The 15,455-nt window shown below is 56.1% G+C and carries 16 protein-coding genes, 1 tRNA gene, 3 pseudogenes and 1 CRISPR repeat array; of the genes and pseudogenes, 14 read left to right on the top strand and 6 right to left on the bottom strand.

Going from position 1 to position 15,455, the window contains the following annotated elements; all coding sequences use genetic code 11:
• Positions 1–10 precede the first annotated feature (10 nt).
• Entirely contained in the window at positions 11–1,351 is a 1,341-nt protein-coding gene (locus A8C75_RS06855) for an aminotransferase-like domain-containing protein (protein WP_067379839.1), read from the top strand.
• Between the two features lie 119 nt (positions 1,352–1,470).
• On the opposite strand, the gene A8C75_RS06850 is transcribed toward A8C75_RS06855, so the two are convergent.
• The 5 genes and pseudogenes from A8C75_RS06850 to A8C75_RS24240 all read right to left on the bottom strand — a co-directional run bounded on the left by A8C75_RS06850 (position 1,471) and on the right by A8C75_RS24240 (position 3,575).
• Positions 1,471–1,824, bottom strand: coding sequence for a hypothetical protein (locus tag A8C75_RS06850; RefSeq protein WP_067288586.1), 354 nt, complete (start codon positions 1,822–1,824; stop codon positions 1,471–1,473).
• Between the two features lie 268 nt (positions 1,825–2,092).
• A complete protein-coding gene (locus tag A8C75_RS24250) occupies positions 2,093–2,395 on the bottom strand; it encodes a pyrroline-5-carboxylate reductase dimerization domain-containing protein (protein WP_084783831.1) in 303 nt (100 codons plus the stop codon).
• A 15-nt stretch (positions 2,396–2,410) separates the two neighbouring features.
• Positions 2,411–2,782, bottom strand: a complete 372-nt coding sequence (locus A8C75_RS06840; protein WP_067379833.1) for an NAD(P)-binding domain-containing protein — start codon at positions 2,780–2,782, stop codon at positions 2,411–2,413.
• Positions 2,783–3,075: 293 nt separating this feature from the next.
• Positions 3,076–3,228 (bottom strand): annotated as a pseudogene (locus tag A8C75_RS24245) (IS5/IS1182 family transposase); the annotation flags it as partial.
• Entirely contained in the window at positions 3,204–3,575 is a 372-nt protein-coding gene (locus A8C75_RS24240; protein WP_067379828.1) for an IS5 family transposase, read from the bottom strand. The gene A8C75_RS24240 and the pseudogene A8C75_RS24245, both read right to left, overlap by 25 nt.
• A gap of 94 nt (positions 3,576–3,669) precedes the next feature.
• Between A8C75_RS24240 and A8C75_RS23910 the strand changes: the two are divergent.
• The 6 genes and pseudogenes from A8C75_RS23910 to A8C75_RS23305 all read left to right on the top strand — a co-directional run.
• Positions 3,670–3,939, top strand: a pseudogene (locus A8C75_RS23910) (IS5/IS1182 family transposase); the annotation flags it as partial.
• A gap of 316 nt (positions 3,940–4,255) precedes the next feature.
• Positions 4,256–4,810, top strand: coding sequence for a helix-turn-helix domain-containing protein (locus A8C75_RS22960; protein WP_084783827.1), 555 nt, complete (start codon positions 4,256–4,258; stop codon positions 4,808–4,810).
• A complete protein-coding gene (locus A8C75_RS06820) occupies positions 4,807–6,054 on the top strand; it encodes a type II toxin-antitoxin system HipA family toxin (protein WP_067379822.1) in 1,248 nt (415 codons plus the stop codon). The genes A8C75_RS22960 and A8C75_RS06820 overlap by 4 nt, the downstream gene beginning before the upstream one ends.
• 216 nt (positions 6,055–6,270) lie before the next feature.
• Positions 6,271–6,453 (top strand): annotated as a pseudogene (locus A8C75_RS24235) (type II toxin-antitoxin system YafO family toxin); the annotation flags it as partial.
• An 898-nt stretch (positions 6,454–7,351) separates the two neighbouring features.
• Positions 7,352–7,438 (top strand) — tRNA-Leu (locus A8C75_RS06815).
• 237 nt (positions 7,439–7,675) lie between these two features.
• Positions 7,676–8,035, top strand: a complete 360-nt coding sequence (locus A8C75_RS23305) for a hypothetical protein (RefSeq protein WP_067379818.1) — start codon at positions 7,676–7,678, stop codon at positions 8,033–8,035.
• Positions 8,036–8,460: 425 nt separating this feature from the next.
• Here A8C75_RS23305 and csm6 read toward each other — a convergent pair whose 3' ends face one another.
• Complete coding sequence (gene csm6, locus A8C75_RS06800; RefSeq protein WP_084783823.1) at positions 8,461–9,684, bottom strand: CRISPR-associated ring nuclease Csm6; 1,224 nt, start codon at positions 9,682–9,684, stop codon at positions 8,461–8,463.
• A 141-nt stretch (positions 9,685–9,825) separates the two neighbouring features.
• On the opposite strand from csm6, the gene csx16 reads away from it, so the two are divergent.
• From csx16 to A8C75_RS06765, 7 genes are all read left to right on the top strand, one after another.
• The gene (gene csx16 / locus A8C75_RS06795) at positions 9,826–10,137 is read left to right on the top strand and encodes a CRISPR-associated protein Csx16 (protein ID WP_084783821.1); all 312 of its coding nucleotides are present in this window, start codon (positions 9,826–9,828) and stop codon (positions 10,135–10,137) included.
• Positions 10,137–11,183 carry a hypothetical protein gene (locus A8C75_RS06790; RefSeq protein WP_067379810.1) on the top strand — a complete coding sequence of 349 codons (1,047 nt, stop codon included), beginning with the start codon at positions 10,137–10,139 and terminating at the stop codon, positions 11,181–11,183. Before csx16 ends, A8C75_RS06790 begins: the two co-directional genes overlap by 1 nt.
• Positions 11,162–11,440: a CRISPR-associated endonuclease Cas2 gene (cas2, locus tag A8C75_RS06785; RefSeq protein WP_067379807.1), complete on the top strand. Its 279-nt coding sequence runs from the start codon at positions 11,162–11,164 to the stop codon at positions 11,438–11,440. Before A8C75_RS06790 ends, cas2 (A8C75_RS06785) begins: the two co-directional genes overlap by 22 nt.
• An 8-nt stretch (positions 11,441–11,448) precedes the next feature.
• The gene (cas1, locus tag A8C75_RS06780; protein ID WP_067379804.1) at positions 11,449–12,381 is read left to right on the top strand and encodes a CRISPR-associated endonuclease Cas1; all 933 of its coding nucleotides are present in this window, start codon (positions 11,449–11,451) and stop codon (positions 12,379–12,381) included.
• Positions 12,374–12,730: a CRISPR-associated endonuclease Cas2 gene (cas2, locus tag A8C75_RS06775; RefSeq protein ID WP_067379801.1), complete on the top strand. Its 357-nt coding sequence runs from the start codon at positions 12,374–12,376 to the stop codon at positions 12,728–12,730. The genes cas1 and cas2 (A8C75_RS06775) overlap by 8 nt, the downstream gene beginning before the upstream one ends.
• Before the next feature lie 174 nt (positions 12,731–12,904).
• A CRISPR array of direct repeats spans positions 12,905–13,767; the repeat unit is 37 nt; unit sequence GTCCGAGACCTGCCCCGAAACCGGAGGGGATTAAGAC.
• Positions 13,768–14,008: 241 nt separating this feature from the next.
• Entirely contained in the window at positions 14,009–14,380 is a 372-nt protein-coding gene (locus tag A8C75_RS06770) for a hypothetical protein (protein ID WP_067379798.1), read from the top strand.
• Between the two features lie 147 nt (positions 14,381–14,527).
• Complete coding sequence (locus A8C75_RS06765) at positions 14,528–15,439, top strand: CRISPR system precrRNA processing endoribonuclease RAMP protein Cas6 (protein WP_067379795.1); 912 nt, start codon at positions 14,528–14,530, stop codon at positions 15,437–15,439.
• The last annotated feature ends 16 nt before the right edge of the window (positions 15,440–15,455 follow it).

Here is a 15,455-nt window from a genome sequence, read left to right as displayed (position 1 = left end):
ATACATTCCCATGCCCCGCGCCCAATACAAACGCCTGGTGGACGCCTTTGCCGCCGATATTCGCGCAGGCACCCTGGCGCCCGGCACTCGCCTGCCCACCCACCGCGAGCTTGCCGCCCGGGAAGGCCTGGCCCTGGTGACAGCGTCGCGGGTTTATGCCGAACTTGAAGCCATGGGTTTGACGAGCGGAGAAACCGGCCGAGGCACCTTTGTGCGCGAAACAGCACTGTCCCCGGCCCAGGGTATCGATCAGCAGGCAACGGCCGCAAACATGGTCGATCTCAACTTCAACTACCCCTCACTGCCGGGCCAGACGGAACTGCTGCGCGGCGCCCTGCGCCAGCTTGCCGCCTCCGGCGATCTGGAAGCCCTGCTGCACTACCAGCCCCACGGCGGACGTACGCACGAGCGCGCCATCATTGCCCGTCACCTGAGGTGCCGAGGGCTATCGGTCAGCGCGGAGCAGGTACTGATTGTGAGTGGCGCACAGCATGGCCTGGCAACAGCGGTTATGGCACTGCTGCAGCCCGGTGATGTAGTTGCCACAGATGCGCTCACCTACCCTGGTTTCAAGGTACTCGCCCAGAGTCATGGGCTGGAGCTGGCCCCCATCTCGGCGGCAGACCAGGGCCCTGATCTGGAAGTACTAAAACAGCTATGCGAGAGCCGGCAAGTCCGTGCCCTCTACGCCATGCCGACCCTGCACAACCCAATGGGCTGGGTCACAGGCCTGAAACAGCGCCAGCAACTGATCGCTATTGCACGCAAGCACGACCTGCTCATTATCGAGGATGCTGCTTATGCCTTCCTGGCACAACAGCCCCCCGCTCCGCTGGCGATGCTGGCCCCGGAGCGAACCCTCTATATCTCCGGCCTTTCCAAGAGCGTTGCCACCGGGCTTCGCATCGGATTTATCGTCACGCCACTGCCCTGGGTGCCAAGAATCGAGCGTGCAATCCGGGCGACTACCTGGAACACCCCCGGCGTTATGACCGCCATTGCCTGCGGCTGGATTGACGATGGAACCGTTACTCGCCTGGAAGCCGAAAAGCGCCAGGATGCAATGCAACGCCAGTCAATGGCACGGGAGATACTGGCCGGACTGCAATGCAGCGGCCACCCGGCCTCCTACTTCCTCTGGGTTAACCTGCCGGAGGAAACCCGGGCCGACCGGGTGACGATGGCGCTACTGCAGAAAAATATCGCCGTTTCTACTGCCGAGCCTTTCGCAACATCCGAGCAGGTTCCCCATGCAATACGCTTGGCACTGGGATCGGTGAAGCTGGAGGTACTTGAAGTCGCACTACAAACAGTGCGGCGCGTTATCGAGGATTGCTACTGCCAGGTCTGACGGGAGAAACAATGAAGACGCTGACATCTGCTTTATGCACCTTGATGCTTCGCCGTAGCCATCAGGCACAAAAAAGCCCCCGACATTGCTGTCGGGGGCTTTTTTAAAAGCAGCTTACATTAAGCTGTTTTTTTGGCAGCATTAACGAAAACGTCTTTGCTTTCAGTCAGGATAGCCTGAACTTCAGTGAAGTAAGCCTTGGTGCTTTCTGCAGCGACCTGAGCATCAGCCTTCAGAGTCTCAAGGTTCTTCTTGGCTTCTTCAGATTTTGCAGTAACAAAAGAAGTCAGAGCTTCAGGGTTTTTGATTTCAGAAACAGCTTTGAAATCAGCCTGTGACTGAGCAATCTGCTTCTCGATAGCCGCTTTCTGCAGTTCAAACGCCTTTGTCATTGTAGCGGTGTTCAGTTCGATCAGTTTCTGAACAGGAGCGCCAAAAGCAGAGAAGTCAGCAGTAGGAAGATTCTTGAACATGTTTGTGTACCTATTGGTTAAGAGAAGTTTTGGTTAAAAGTAGTTGATGTGAGGAGTCTATACCTCGTTATGCTGCAGCGCAACAAACAAAAACTACGAAACCCCCATGCTTTCTATAACTAATTGTAAATAAACAAATAAATTTATTTTATTTGTTTTTGTGCACTACAAAATAATGCCGACAAATGTCTTGCCGGCCCAGCGGCCTCCGCCTTAACGGCACGATCGAACAGCGGCATTCTCAAGACGGGCATACCGGCCAGGTACCTTAGCCTCTGCCTGGGATATCCAGCTGCTGGCTCAAAAGCTTGCATGCCTCAGCCCAGGGCTGAAAGGCGCCTCGGCCTTTAAGGTGATCAAGCCCGAGTCGGGTCAGGGTATTGGGCGTAGCTATACCGGCACTGAGCTCGCGCAGGCTGTTTTCTGACCTGTCAGCACCCATCGCCGCCGCACCCGAGCTGGCACTCAGAATCAAGGCACGGGCCTTTTCAGGCGCAATTCCCTGTTGCTCGAGCCATTCGCTCACCGTCGCAAAGAGATCGAGCAACCAGCCGTTGTAGCAGGCAGCAATTGTTGCGAGTTCGAACTATTCTTCATTGTCTAGGGGGATTACCGAACCCAGGCAACCGAACAGCACCTTGACCTCTGCGCAGGGCGGACAGATCGGAACAGCGCCGGCGATACAGGAGATCACCAACTGGTCGCCACGAAAGCGACACTCGGCCAGCACGGGGTTAAGGAACTCGGGCCGGACTGCGAGCAGGATCCAGTCGGCGGTATCAATCACCGCCTGATTGGAAGCCACAACCTCACAGCCGTAATCCCGACCGAGCCTTGCTGACAGCTCGCGGTTGCGCGGCGACACAACAATACGGCGATTGTCGCCGCCATTGCGCAGCCCGGCGACCGTATAGCTGGCAAGATGACCAGCACCGATAATGCCCAAGGTTTGAGTCATGGTAGGAAGGTCCTTTACGCTTTTTACGAGAGGGTGAAATCGTGGATTAAACGACCGTCCCTTCTACATGGATAGATCATAGTGATCGTACCCTGCAATCGTGGACACGATTCAGCGGGTCACAAAGTAAGGCTATGCGCGGCCTTGTAGGCAAACAGGAGAGAATCATGACCGAGATTATTATTGCAGCAACAGGACTGACCGCGCTTGTCGTTATCATCTGTGCCCATCGCTTCCGCGCCAGTCCCCTGGATGGCTTCAACAAAGGCATCTGAATCATATCCCTTGTCTGCCAGCACCTGGTCGGGCGTAAAGCCATCCAATAGCGCCTCGGCTTGCCCGTATTCCGATGCCTGCCCTGGCGTCAGCAGTAGTCGTACCGGGTTGCCCAGGGCATCTACGGCCGCATGGATTTTGGTGCTCAGTCCGCCTCGGGACTTCCCCATGGCTTCGGCGTCTTGCTCTGTTTTTTTGCGGCCCCGTGCTGATGGACTCGCACAATGCTGCTATCGACCATCAGCTGTTCAACATCAGCGTCCTCTGACAGCGACTCCATGATTTTTAGCCAGAAACCCTTGTGAGAACAGCGGTTGTAACGGACGTAAACACGGTGCCAATGTCCATAGAACTCGGGCAAATCCCGCCAGGGCGACCCCGTCCGTGCAATCCACAGAACCGCCCCAACGAACAGGCGGTTATCACGTGCAGTCACGCCTCTGTCGCAGGACTTGCCAGGTAGCAAATGCTTGATGCGCTCCCACTGATCGTCACGTAGCCAGTAGTACCTAACCAATCGTTACCTCAAATGTAACAAGGTTACCGAGTGAGGCCGGTTGCTTCAAATGAGGACGCGCTCTAGCACTAATTACATGGAGAACGATGTAGGCAAGTCCGACCCCTGCTTCGTTGACCGTGGCTATCATGGTTCCGGCGTTGACGGCATCCGGATCATTATTGCCGGGCAGAAACGCGGTGTGCCGGAATCGGAGAAGCGCTAGATGCGACCACGCGACTGTGTCGAGCCGATCATCGGGCACCTGAAATCAGACGACAAGATGAAACGGTACTTCCTGACAGAAGTTCTGGGCGATGCGCTCAACGTACTGCTGAGCGCCAGTGGCCAGAATCTGCGCAAGTCACTACGGTGGCTTTATTTTTGTGCTGGGAAAGTACCGCCCGTTGTTGCGGTATATGCTCACTCGCTTGCTGAAAGCATTAAAAAGTGACCCCGAAGGAATAGCGGCTGCTGCTCGAAACGCCATTTTTCAGGGTCAACTAAATACCATCGACACCGCACGCTGTCAGAATTTTTGACGTGCTACAGTGCTGGTGCAGGCAGGATTGGCGTACCTCTGGGCTTCTGGCCGTGGTTCGCGAGTCCCTATCCGCCCCGGAGCTATCTGGGATGCCTTGACCGACCCTTAAAGTGAAATTATAATTTCAAGAATTGAATATTTGTGGAGTTATAGTGTCATGAGCTCTGTCACTACCGTAACGGCGGGCAAGCAAAAGCGCACCGCTGTTATTTTTCCAAAAGAGCAGAGGATTCTCCAGCAGCTGGGTGAAAACATCCGCCTGGCGATGAAACGGCGCAAGATCACACAAGCCATGATTGCTGACCGCACAGGCTTATCCAAGCCAACCCTGCGCAACATCGAGCGGGGAGAGTCAACGGTTTCTATCGGTCACTACTTGCGTGTGCTCGCGGTATTGGGCTTGGCAGACGATCTGGCCAAGGTCGCGTCCGATGATGAAATGGGCCGTAAGGTACAGGACATCGAACTGCTTTCCAGAGCAAAATCGGTCACGAAGCGCACGCCGTCACCGGTGCCAACCCCTACTGATAAGCGGCATCGCATGACACCAAAGCACGACGGGAAAAAGAGTACCGCTATTCAACCGAAGGAAGCGCGCTCTTCGACTTTAAAATCGCTAATCGGCTCAGCGATGAAGAAGGCAAAAGAGCAACGGAGGGAGAGCGTCAAAAGCACGTTGCCCAACAGAGAGTCAGATGGAGATGACACATGAGCCGCGATATCTATGTCTATGCCGACTGGGTCGGTGATGAGCCCGAACTGATTGGTACCCTGACCGCAGATCTGGTGCGCGGGAATGAGCACTTCAGCTTTTCCTATGCACCTGAGTGGCTACAGCCAGGCTCCTCGTACCTACAGATTGATCCTGAGCTGCAATTGTTTGAGGGCAGTCAGCACCAGGGCGGTGATAGAAACTTCAGAACCTTCCTGGATTCCTGTCCAGATCGCTGGGGGCGTCTACTGATGCAACGGCGTGAAGCGGCCCTGGCTCGTCAGGAAGAACGGCGTCCAAAAACCCTGCAGGAGTCCGATTATCTGCTCGGGGTACACGACCTGTACCGTATGGGAGCCATGCGCTTTAAATCCGACATCGAGGGACCGTTTCTGGATGACGACGAGCGCCTCTCAGCGCCGCCTATCACATCCCTGCGTGAACTGGAGTTCGCTGCCAGGCAGATTGAAGATGATGGAAAATTTGACGACCCTGAGTACATGAAGTGGCTCTATATGCTGATTTCTCCAGGCTCATCCCTGGGCGGTGCCCGTCCCAAGGCCTCTGTTGTGGACGAACACCAGAATCTCTGGATCGCCAAGTTCCCCAGTCGTTTTGACGATCACAATATCGGCGCCTGGGAGTACCTGACCTACCTGCTCGCCGTTAATGCGGGTATTGATATGGCAGAGTGCCGCATTGATCGCTTCAACTCGAATCACCATACCTTTCTAACCCGTCGTTTCGACCGTGAGGGAAGTACCCGTCTGCATTTCTCATCGGCCATGACACAGCTTGAATACTACGATGGTGATCAGGGCGCCAGCTACCTGGAGATTGCTGAGTTCCTGACGAATCACGGGGTCCAGGCCAAGGACGACCTGGCACAACTGTGGCGCCGCATCGTCTTCAACATTGCGGTGTCCAACGTTGACGACCACCTGCGTAATCACGGGTTTGTATTTGATGGCGCAGGATGGCGCCTATCCCCCGCGTACGACATAAATCCAACCACCATGGCCACTGGCCTGCATCTCAACATTGATGACAAGGACAACAGCTTGAACTATGAGCTGGCATTCGAGGTTATCGACTTCTTTCAGCTCAGCCTGGAGGAGGCCGAGAGCATCTTTATCGAGATATTGGCCTCGGTTGGAGAATGGCGCGAAGTTGCCAACAAAATCGGCATCCCACGGTCCGAGCAGGAAACTATGCAGTTTGCATTCAAGACCGAAGAAGAGTGAAACTAAACCTTCATAAATAGGAAGATTGGGTATTTTTAGTTTCACTATCTCTGACGGACCAAGAACAACGGGCATTGGTAGAAGACTTCCGGCGGTACAAGACCACAGGAGAGCTCCCGGGCACTTTTGGGCGCGACGCACCTTATGATCACTGCCATTGGTATTGGCGGAAGAAGTGAAGCACATCCACTTGGCAGATGACCGAAGCCTTGGCATGTCCAAGCAAATCAGTACCGCCGCACCTGCGATATCCACTTGGTTTACTGCCAGGGCGCAATGCTCGATGACCATTATCTGCTGATAGCGATACTCTCACCTGACACACACGTCCAAACCCGAAACAACAACGTAATGATCAAACTTGGGCTCACAGCTGAGCTGTTTCGTCAAAAATATTAATAAGAATGCGTAGACCATCAACAGCAAGCCCCACTCTGCGAGCGGAATAATCGAGGCCGCTGATATCTCCGGTCGGGATGGCCTTCGCTTCGCTCGGCGGTCTCTCGCTTACGCTCGAGTCGAACCCTCTTCTCGGGTTCGAATCTATCGACCTTCAAAACAAAAAAGCCCCGCTCTGCGAGCGGAAAATCGAGGCCGCTGACATCTCCGGTCGGGATGGCCTTCGCTGCGCTCGGGTCTAACCCTCTTCTCGGGTTCAAATCTATCGACCTTCAAAACAAAAAAGCCCCACTCTGCGAGCGGGGCTTTTTTGTTTTGAATATGGCGGTGAGGGAGGGAAACACCCACAGTTCTTAATAACTCTTAAAAATCAAAAACTTAAAAAACAACATCACTCGAAAAACACCACAAGTGTCATAGGTAAGTAACCCAACAATAGCGACAGATACTGGTACTGTCAATCAAGGCATGCAGATACGTGGGAACAACTATGGGGAGTGGTTGCGGGCACCTTCATCGCGACTGACCAGTTAATCCATGTCTCCGGATATTGACCTTAAAAAACATCTCCACCGCAACTCATGTGGCATCTGTGCAACTTTCGCATATAACACTCACGCCAACCTGTGCGCTTGTTCGGAGAAGCTTGTACAAACCAACCTCAATCTTGGCAAGTGATATCATGTAGACAGACACAGTGTTGCCAGCATGACGAGATTCTTGTCGAATCAGGCGCTCGGAACAGATTTTGGCGGTGTGGTAAAATTGGTAGACACAGGGGATTCAAAACTCAACCCCTCTAGTGCTAATTTTATGGTAAAGCGTTGATATTGCTGTTGATTTTTCTTCATCGATCAGCAAAAATGCCATGTAGACCCGTGTAGACATACACAGCGTTGCCAGTGTGGTGAAATTGGTATACACAGGGGATTCAAAATCCCCCGCCCTTAAAAGCGTGCCGGTTCGAGTCCGGCCACTGGTACCATCTCAGAAGAGGCTTGCAGCAATGCAGGCTTTTTTCGTATCTGGCCCATGAAAACCTGCTAATGCCAGGCAGGAGCCCCGATCAGTCATGGTGCAGCACAAAGGGACGCTGCAACAGACGCCTGGGTGAGTGAAGAAGTGCTGCATACACCCGCACCTTGCTTGCGCAGCGAGAAGCCATTTGCAAGCCAAGTTGAAAACGGGCTCTCTCACAATGACCAAACACAGAGACTAGCCGATGAACTTCAGAGACCCATTCGGACGCCAGGCGAAAAGAAGCGAGCGCGAATACGCCTCGCTACGGCAGAAACTGCCAGGCGCAGGCGTCACCACCCGGGCCGATGCCGAGCAGCTGATAGAGAACGTAGGCAAACGCGGCAAGTACGGTTTAATGATTATTATTCCGCTGACGTTACTGTTGATACTGCTCATACCCGAAGGGCGTATTATTTTCGGCGCAGCCGGTACTATGATGGGTCTGTGGGCATATATAACCAGCCGCAAGATTCAGGGTCACGTTCAGCGTTATATCCAAGAGGAGCTCACCACGGACAGCGACTGCGAATCAGCGCCCCCCGACGACTCCGCAACCTTGTAGTTGCAGCCAGGCAGCCTTTTCCGGCTCAAGATCATCGCGACTGCGAGGTCATCAGGACCCGCCGCTTGTTCCCAACCGAGACATTCGTGATGAAGGCGCTCTATCCCGCCTTACATCATATCGCCAAGAAGTGGACGATGCCGATACGGGCCGGGAACAGGCGATAGGACCGTTCAGTATCCTCTTCGGTAATCGCCTCTGACTGTAATATATCGCCATTAACACGGATAAATTTACAGTCTCTGGTTGGGGCTCTGTTGATGTTTGGTACCAGATCCGGCCACCGCAGAGACATCGGCAACCGTAACTGTGTGTTATCGCCAATGAAAAGCCCCTGCCCACTAATACTGTGCAGGATCACTGCGCGAGCCATCTGTACCGGCAGGGTCAGCACAGCACTCAGGCCGGCGCAGAGGTTCAGACTTTCAGTCGTGCAGGATGATGCTGCTGGCGGCCAGCGGGATACCGTAGCCTCCCCCCTTGCTGCCCGAGCCCCAGGCTTGATAAAAATTGGCCAGGTCGCCGTCTTCATCGCTCACACTGCATAATGTCAGCCAGCGGCAGAGCTTTCGCGGCAACACACTTTCCAGCGCGCTTTTTATGCTGTTGCAACGGGTATCGAAAAAGGTGCCCGTGAGAGCATTCGTCCTTAGGCTGTTCAATGTCGAGTCTCGCAAACGATAAGGTCCCTCGGCGTCCTCAAGCTGCCCCAGCAACTCAGTAGGTGTCTGATCCTTGCCTGGAATCTCACCCTGCAGTCGCAGTGCCTCTTCGCACAGCAAGACAAGCAGGTCGGTATCCCCGAGGGCAGGCCGCCGCACCAGCTCTTCACCCGCCAGGTACTGACGCAGCACCATGCGGTAAAAAGCATAATCCAGCATTCCCAGCTCTATCCTGCGCAGCAGTGTGCCAGCGCCATCAAGAACTCTTAGCTCAGCCATATCGGCGGGCAGTTCAAGCGTTAAGGTACGTTTGTGCGCTTCCAGCTCTCCCAGGTTGATCAGGCTGACCAAGTCTCGAAAACTCAGCGACTCAGTAAGCTGCAACATCAACGGGGGCAGTTCATCACGCATGCGGATAAACGGGATATCGGCCAGCACCACCTGTGCATCGCGTGCATCCACCGTCTGACCTGCAAACGTGGTTAACGCCTGGCTATACGGGGTTGGATAGCGAAAGGCCTTTACCGACTCAAACGGCTCACTCACCAGTACATGCGATAACAGATCACCCGGGCGGCCTAACAGACTCATGGCGTAGCCCAGATAAAAGGTCATGGTTTTGCGCCCGCCGGCAATGGATGCATGTACCGAGCGGTCCGGGTCATCGGTCAGGTTGCGCACGCACTGCATAATAAAGTCACCCAGAGCTTCGTGATCTTCCAGGCTGCGCGCATCGCTGACTTCAAGACCGTCGGCGCCCCGCACCACATCAATCTCCACCTGCGCCGGCGCCAGCGGTGTACAGCCATAATCCGCCGCCAGCTGATCCAGTGTGGTCTGCAGGTCGTGCAACTGATCGCGACCCACCGTGGTGGTTATCACCTTGATGCGATCCGGCCAGCGCAGTCCGTCACGCGCAATGGCATACAGCGTTTCAGTGATCACCGCCGGTGACATTCCCGTAACCGACAATAGCGTGTGCGACATACCCTCTCCTTTTCGCCAATTCCCTGCGGCATCTGTCCGCCGTCAGCCTGTTCCTGAGCCCATAGCCAAGCTTGTGCAGCGCCAGCCAGGTGGCCCGCAGCATTAAGCTGCTCTGCATCAACCTCAATGGGAATTTGCTGATTGAAACAGCTGCGCTCAGAAAAAACCACCTGGATCGTCAGCCGCCACCCAGGCGCTATCGAGTATCTCGCACGCCAGGGGTTTCGCGGTAAACAGCAGGGCCACCTTGATCCTGCCCTGTTGCAGGCCGGTGACCGCGTTATTGGCAACCTGCCGATGTCGATGATCGCCCGCCTGGCGCCTCTGGGCGTCGAATACTGGCACCTCTGCATTCAGGCAACGCCTGCCGAGCGGGGCATCGAACTGAGCGCAGACCGTCTGCACGAGATGGGCGCCAGCGTGCGTCGTTTTCTGGTCACGGAGCAACCCTGATGCACTCAGTCGCGCGTGATCTGGGTCCGCCCCTGGCGATACTCCATCGTGCCTGCGATCATATCTGTACGCTCGCCGCCGAGGTTGGTATTGATGGTTCCCGCCTGCTGCAATGCCTTCCTGCGCCTGGCCAGATGGCCAAAGGCAACTCTGTACCGGTCATCGAACCCCGTTACCGCGGCACCTGCAGCGCGCTGCTGTACATTAACCGTACCAGCACCGGCCGACTATGGCCCTTTCTGCGGCTGCACACGTTCAAGGATGGCGGCCAGGAACGAACCTTCAACGGTCTGCGCTGGCAGTGCACCAACGCGAACAGCCAGACCCCAATGTCCCGCGTGGCGCTTCGAGCCACCCGGGACCCGGCGCTGGAAAATGCCCGACGCCTGCAACGGCATGGACACTTTGAACGCCAGTATTGCGCGGCGCCGCACCTCGGCCCTGACCATCCCTGGCTGGCACAGCGGCTGACCGGGCTGGCGGATACCGCGCTGCTCAGCCGCCTGCCAGTGCGCTGCCCACAGCCAGGCCAGCTCCTCATTCCCTTTGGTAACCCCCACCAGGGTTATACGGGTTTTCATCAGATAACTTTCAGCCCGCACGGTGACCGCAAACGCCACTTCGTGCGCGAAGCCGGGCTGATGAGCGGCAGCTTTATCCGTATCCAGCCAAAACCCGAGGCAACCGCACGGATCCCGGTGCTCATCTGTGAAGGGCTCGCCACGGGCCTCACGCTGGCGCTTGTCTGGCCTGGTGAAGTCCGCGTTGCACTATCGGCGCATAACCTGGCCGCGGTAAGGCGCAACACCCCGGGTCCGGTGATCTTCTGTCACGACAACGATATCTGGAAGCCCAGGGTCGGCAACGTCGGCAAGCACTGCGCGCAGTCCGCCAGGCAGCCTGGTGACCGCTTGTGTTACCCGACTTTCAGCCGCGAGACGCTGGCCCGCGCCCGCCCCACAGACTTTAACGACCTGCTGCGCTTAGAAGGATTCAGCGCATTGCACTCCACACTGGAGCGGTTATGGCTAGACGGCACTACCTGATCGGGTACGACATCAGCGACAACCGCAGCCGGCGCCGAGCACTGCGTATTTTGCATGCACTAAGCCTGAGTTATCAGGACTCAGTGTTCGAACTGCCGCTATCCAGCATAGAGCTAAACCACTTGCTGGAGCAGCTACTGCCACTGCTGGACGGACAAGACCGGCTCTATGCCATCTGCCTGAACAGCATGAGCAGCTGCTGGCAACTCGGATGCGGCGCCATGTCCCCTACAGGCCCGCTACTACTTATCAACTAGGATCATCCATGACCCATGTGATTTTGGATCGACGCCAGCTCAGCCTGGAATACGCCACAGACTGCATTATCGTGCGTGCGCCTGAACAGCCGCCCCGAACCCTGCCGCTGAGCCGCATTGATCAGGTGATCTGCATGCACAGCGTACAACTCACCACCCAGCTCATCGGTCAGCTGCAAAGCCGTGGAATCGATCTCATCGTGCTGAACCAACGCCATGAACAAAACAGCTTTGCCCTCTTTGCCAACCAGCAGCGGCAGGTTGAACGCCGCTGCCGTCAGTATGCGTGGCAGCAGTCCCTGACCCGGCGCCTGCCCATTGCCGTTCAGTTTTGCCGCCACAAGTTCAACATCCTTAACCGGCTGCTGACTCACACAGCCACAGGTGAGGCGCTCCACCAGCACATAGAAGTGGCGCTGCGCCAGCTCGGCAGCTGTGAAGACGATGCCCAGCTACGCGGTATCGAGGGCAGCGTACAGCGCCTTGCATTCGCGCACTGGCGTGAACAGCTCCCGCCACAGCTGGGCTTCAGCAAGCGCGAGCGCCGGCCACCACCCGATCCGGTGAATGCGGCGCTTTCGCTCACCTACACCCTGGTGCACCAGGAGGCGGTACGCCAATCACTGCGGTATGCCCTGGACCCGCAACTGGGGTTTTATCATCGCCCGGCATACGGCCGAAAATCCCTTGCCTGCGATCTGATGGAGCCCCTGCGCCCCCAGGTAGAAACCTGGGTCGTGCGGCTATTCAACAGCGGTCTGCTTGACCGGCGTCATTTTTCGACTCGCCCTGGTGGATGCCTGCTGGGAAAAGAGGGCCGCCAGCAGTTCTATGCCGCCTATGACGAGGTCTCGACGCACTGGTCACGACAACTCGGTGCCGGTGCGCACTGGCTGTCGCGGCGTATCGACCGCGACTGTGAGGAAGCACTGTGTGACTAGCCACTGGTACCTGCTGGCTTACGATATCCGCTCGCCACGCCGGCTGCAGCGGCTGCAGCGATTTCTGAGAACCCAGGCCTACGTATTGCAAGAATCCGTATTCGCCTGGCAAGGCGATGACGAAGCCCTGGCCATACTGCAAGTACAGCTACTCAAGCTGATTCGCCCTGGCGAGGATGACCTGCGGGGTTACCGCATACCCGCGAACACACTGATACACTTTTGGGGTGCCTCGCCGTTTCTGGAGGGTGTTTTCGATAATGGCTATCCGGCACATCAACTCCACGACTTCAAACAGTCATCGTCGGTCACACATCCAGACATCATGGCCGCGGATACCCACGCATAGCGGCTATTTATTGCAGTCATTCAGAACTTTCGGCATGCTCACTGAAGCTCGGAACTGGTAGCGCTCTTTAAGCGAAACAACTGGTTATTTTTTAGCCAACTTTTTGGTTGATTTTCGATCACCTAAAAGCCACGGCTAAACGCTTGAAAACAGGTCTGTTTTTTCAGGCTCGGAGTCCGAGACCTGCCCCGAAACCGGAGGGGATTAAGACGTACAGCTGCCATTTCAATGGCACGAGCTTCAGTCCGAGACCTGCCCCGAAACCGGAGGGGATTAAGACCTACGCCTAGTGCATCACACACGGCTTTAGGTCCGAGACCTGCCCCGAAACCGGAGGGGATTAAGACTGTTGGCGTTTCCCGACAGGTCAGCCCAACCGCGTCCGAGACCTGCCCCGAAACCGGAGGGGATTAAGACGCCTTACGGTTGCGTGCATCGGCCAGTTTGTCTGTCCGAGACCTGCCCCGAAACCGGAGGGGATTAAGACTATGCCGTGTGCCCGATTGGTCACTTCTCCGAGGTCCGAGACCTGCCCCGAAACCGGAGGGGATTAAGACGGAATGACGAGTACACGTGAGTTGTCCTCTGGGTCCGAGACCTGCCCCGAAACCGGAGGGGATTAAGACCCTGGGGGTGACTCCCCAGGCGATATCCGTGTCCGAGACCTGCCCCGAAACCGGAGGGGATTAAGACATATCTTAGAAGTCAATGCGACCTCTTTATAGTCCGAGACCTGCCCCGAAACCGGAGGGGATTAAGACCTTTTAAGATCGTCACCAAAAGAGATTTTCATGGTCCGAGACCTGCCCCGAAACCGGAGGGGATTAAGACATTTCAAGAATCTCAACTTCCCTTGCATTATCCGTCCGAGACCTGCCCCGAAACCGGAGGGGATTAAGACTTCAAGCTTAGTTACCTCAGTAGCGTTTTCAGTCCGAGACCTGCCCCGAAACCGGAGGGGATTAAGACGTCATGACAGGTACGTTTGTTCTCACTGTTAGTCCGAGACCTGCCCCGAAACCGGAGGGGATTAAGACCAAACTCAACTCTCTGGCTGCTAGTTGTCGGGCTTGTATTGAATTACCCAGTCACGCTGCACGTTGAATAGCAACTGCATATGGCACCCTGGCTGGCACGGCCAACCGGTACCTTGAGCAAGGAGCAGCGGCCCGCGAGCATCCCTGACTGTGCAGACTGCCAAGCTTGGCAACACCCCTAACGCCCCTGCATGCCAATAGACTGGGAACCAATGAAACGGCAAGCACCGGGGAAATCACCATGAGCCAGACTGACACCAGCACGCAGCACATAATTGATATCGCTGTAACCATGAGCCAAGTCGCCAAGGCTGAAGGTGAACAGATCGAACCCGAGGACCTGTTGAGCGGCATCGATTATTTCCTCTGTGAAGCCAGTCGGTTACTGACAACAGAGGCAATTCTTTCACTGACGCCATCGCAGTGGGCCGTCATCATTTCACACACCAACGCGAACGGCCTGGCTGCAGCTGAAGTACTGAGCATGCTGCTGCAGACCGGTATCGGCCAGGCACCCCAAGCTATCCGGGACTTTGCGGCAAGCCGGCCGCCGATACGACTGCCGGAACGGAATCCTTCCCTCCCAAGGTCGCGCTTGCGCCTGGTTAAGTAGAAACTCAGCGCACTGCCCAAGCCGACCCATCGGCAATCAGACCGTTAACGCAGTGGCGGGTATTCCATTTCGATATATACAGCCTGGAACTCGTGCGCTAGATTGATACCGGGCCAGGACGCCCCTTGCTGAAAAGGAACAAGAACAATGAACTCAGGCGAATTCTGCACCACTTTTATCGCGGGGCCCGCGATCACCACTCTGCTGTTCCACGCTTATCCAGAACGTTCCTTTTTTCTACCTGCTCATCCGGGCAGCATGCTACGCGGTGCACTGGGGCATGCCCTGCTGTCACGCTTTTGCAACTGCGGTACATCGGGGCACCGCAGCGAGTGCTTCTACGTGCATCTGTTCGAGGGTTATCGGCGCGCAAATCAGGACGGCATTCCCGCAGTAATGTTCACCCCGATAGACCAAGACCGGCACCTGCGGGCCGGACAACACTTCCGGTTCCGGCTCAATTTAATCGGCCTTTCAAAAGCACTGCAGACGGCTGTGCAATCTGCCATGACAACCGCGCTGCTCAAAGGGCTAGGCGAGTCGGACATCCCTTGCCGACTGCAACAGGTTACTCCAATCACGCAACAGATCTTACTGTCCGGCGCTGCGACTACCCTGGAGTTGGTAACCCCCTGGCTGATTAAACGCAGAGGGCGACCTCTACAGGCTGACGAATTTCGGGTGCACGACCTGCTCGTCGCACTTGCGCAGCGCCAGCGCATGGTCAATCGCCACTTTGAGCTTGATCTCCCAGTGCCGGATAACAAGGACCTGCTGACACTGGCCGACCAACTGACCGTTACCTCGCAGCTGCAGGACGTCTGCTGGCAGCGCCATTCGCAACGACAGGCTAGTCGGCATCCTCTACAAGGGGTGATGGGTCAGCTGCGAATACAGCATCCCAACCCGGAAGGGCTGCTGCCCCTCGGGCAGCTCCTGGCCAACGGCACTGCCCTGCATGGCGGCGGCAAGACATCGTTCGGCCTGGGTGCATTGCAACTGACAGCCCCGGCATCAACGCAACACAACTTTAACACTGTGACGGGTACCGCTCTGTAGTGGCCTCACGGACTTT

The sequence above is a fragment of the Marinobacterium aestuarii genome (assembly GCF_001651805.1).
In the GTDB taxonomy this organism is placed as follows: domain Bacteria; phylum Pseudomonadota; class Gammaproteobacteria; order Pseudomonadales; family Balneatricaceae; genus Marinobacterium_A; species Marinobacterium_A aestuarii.
This window is presented reverse-complemented; position numbering and strand designations above follow the sequence as displayed.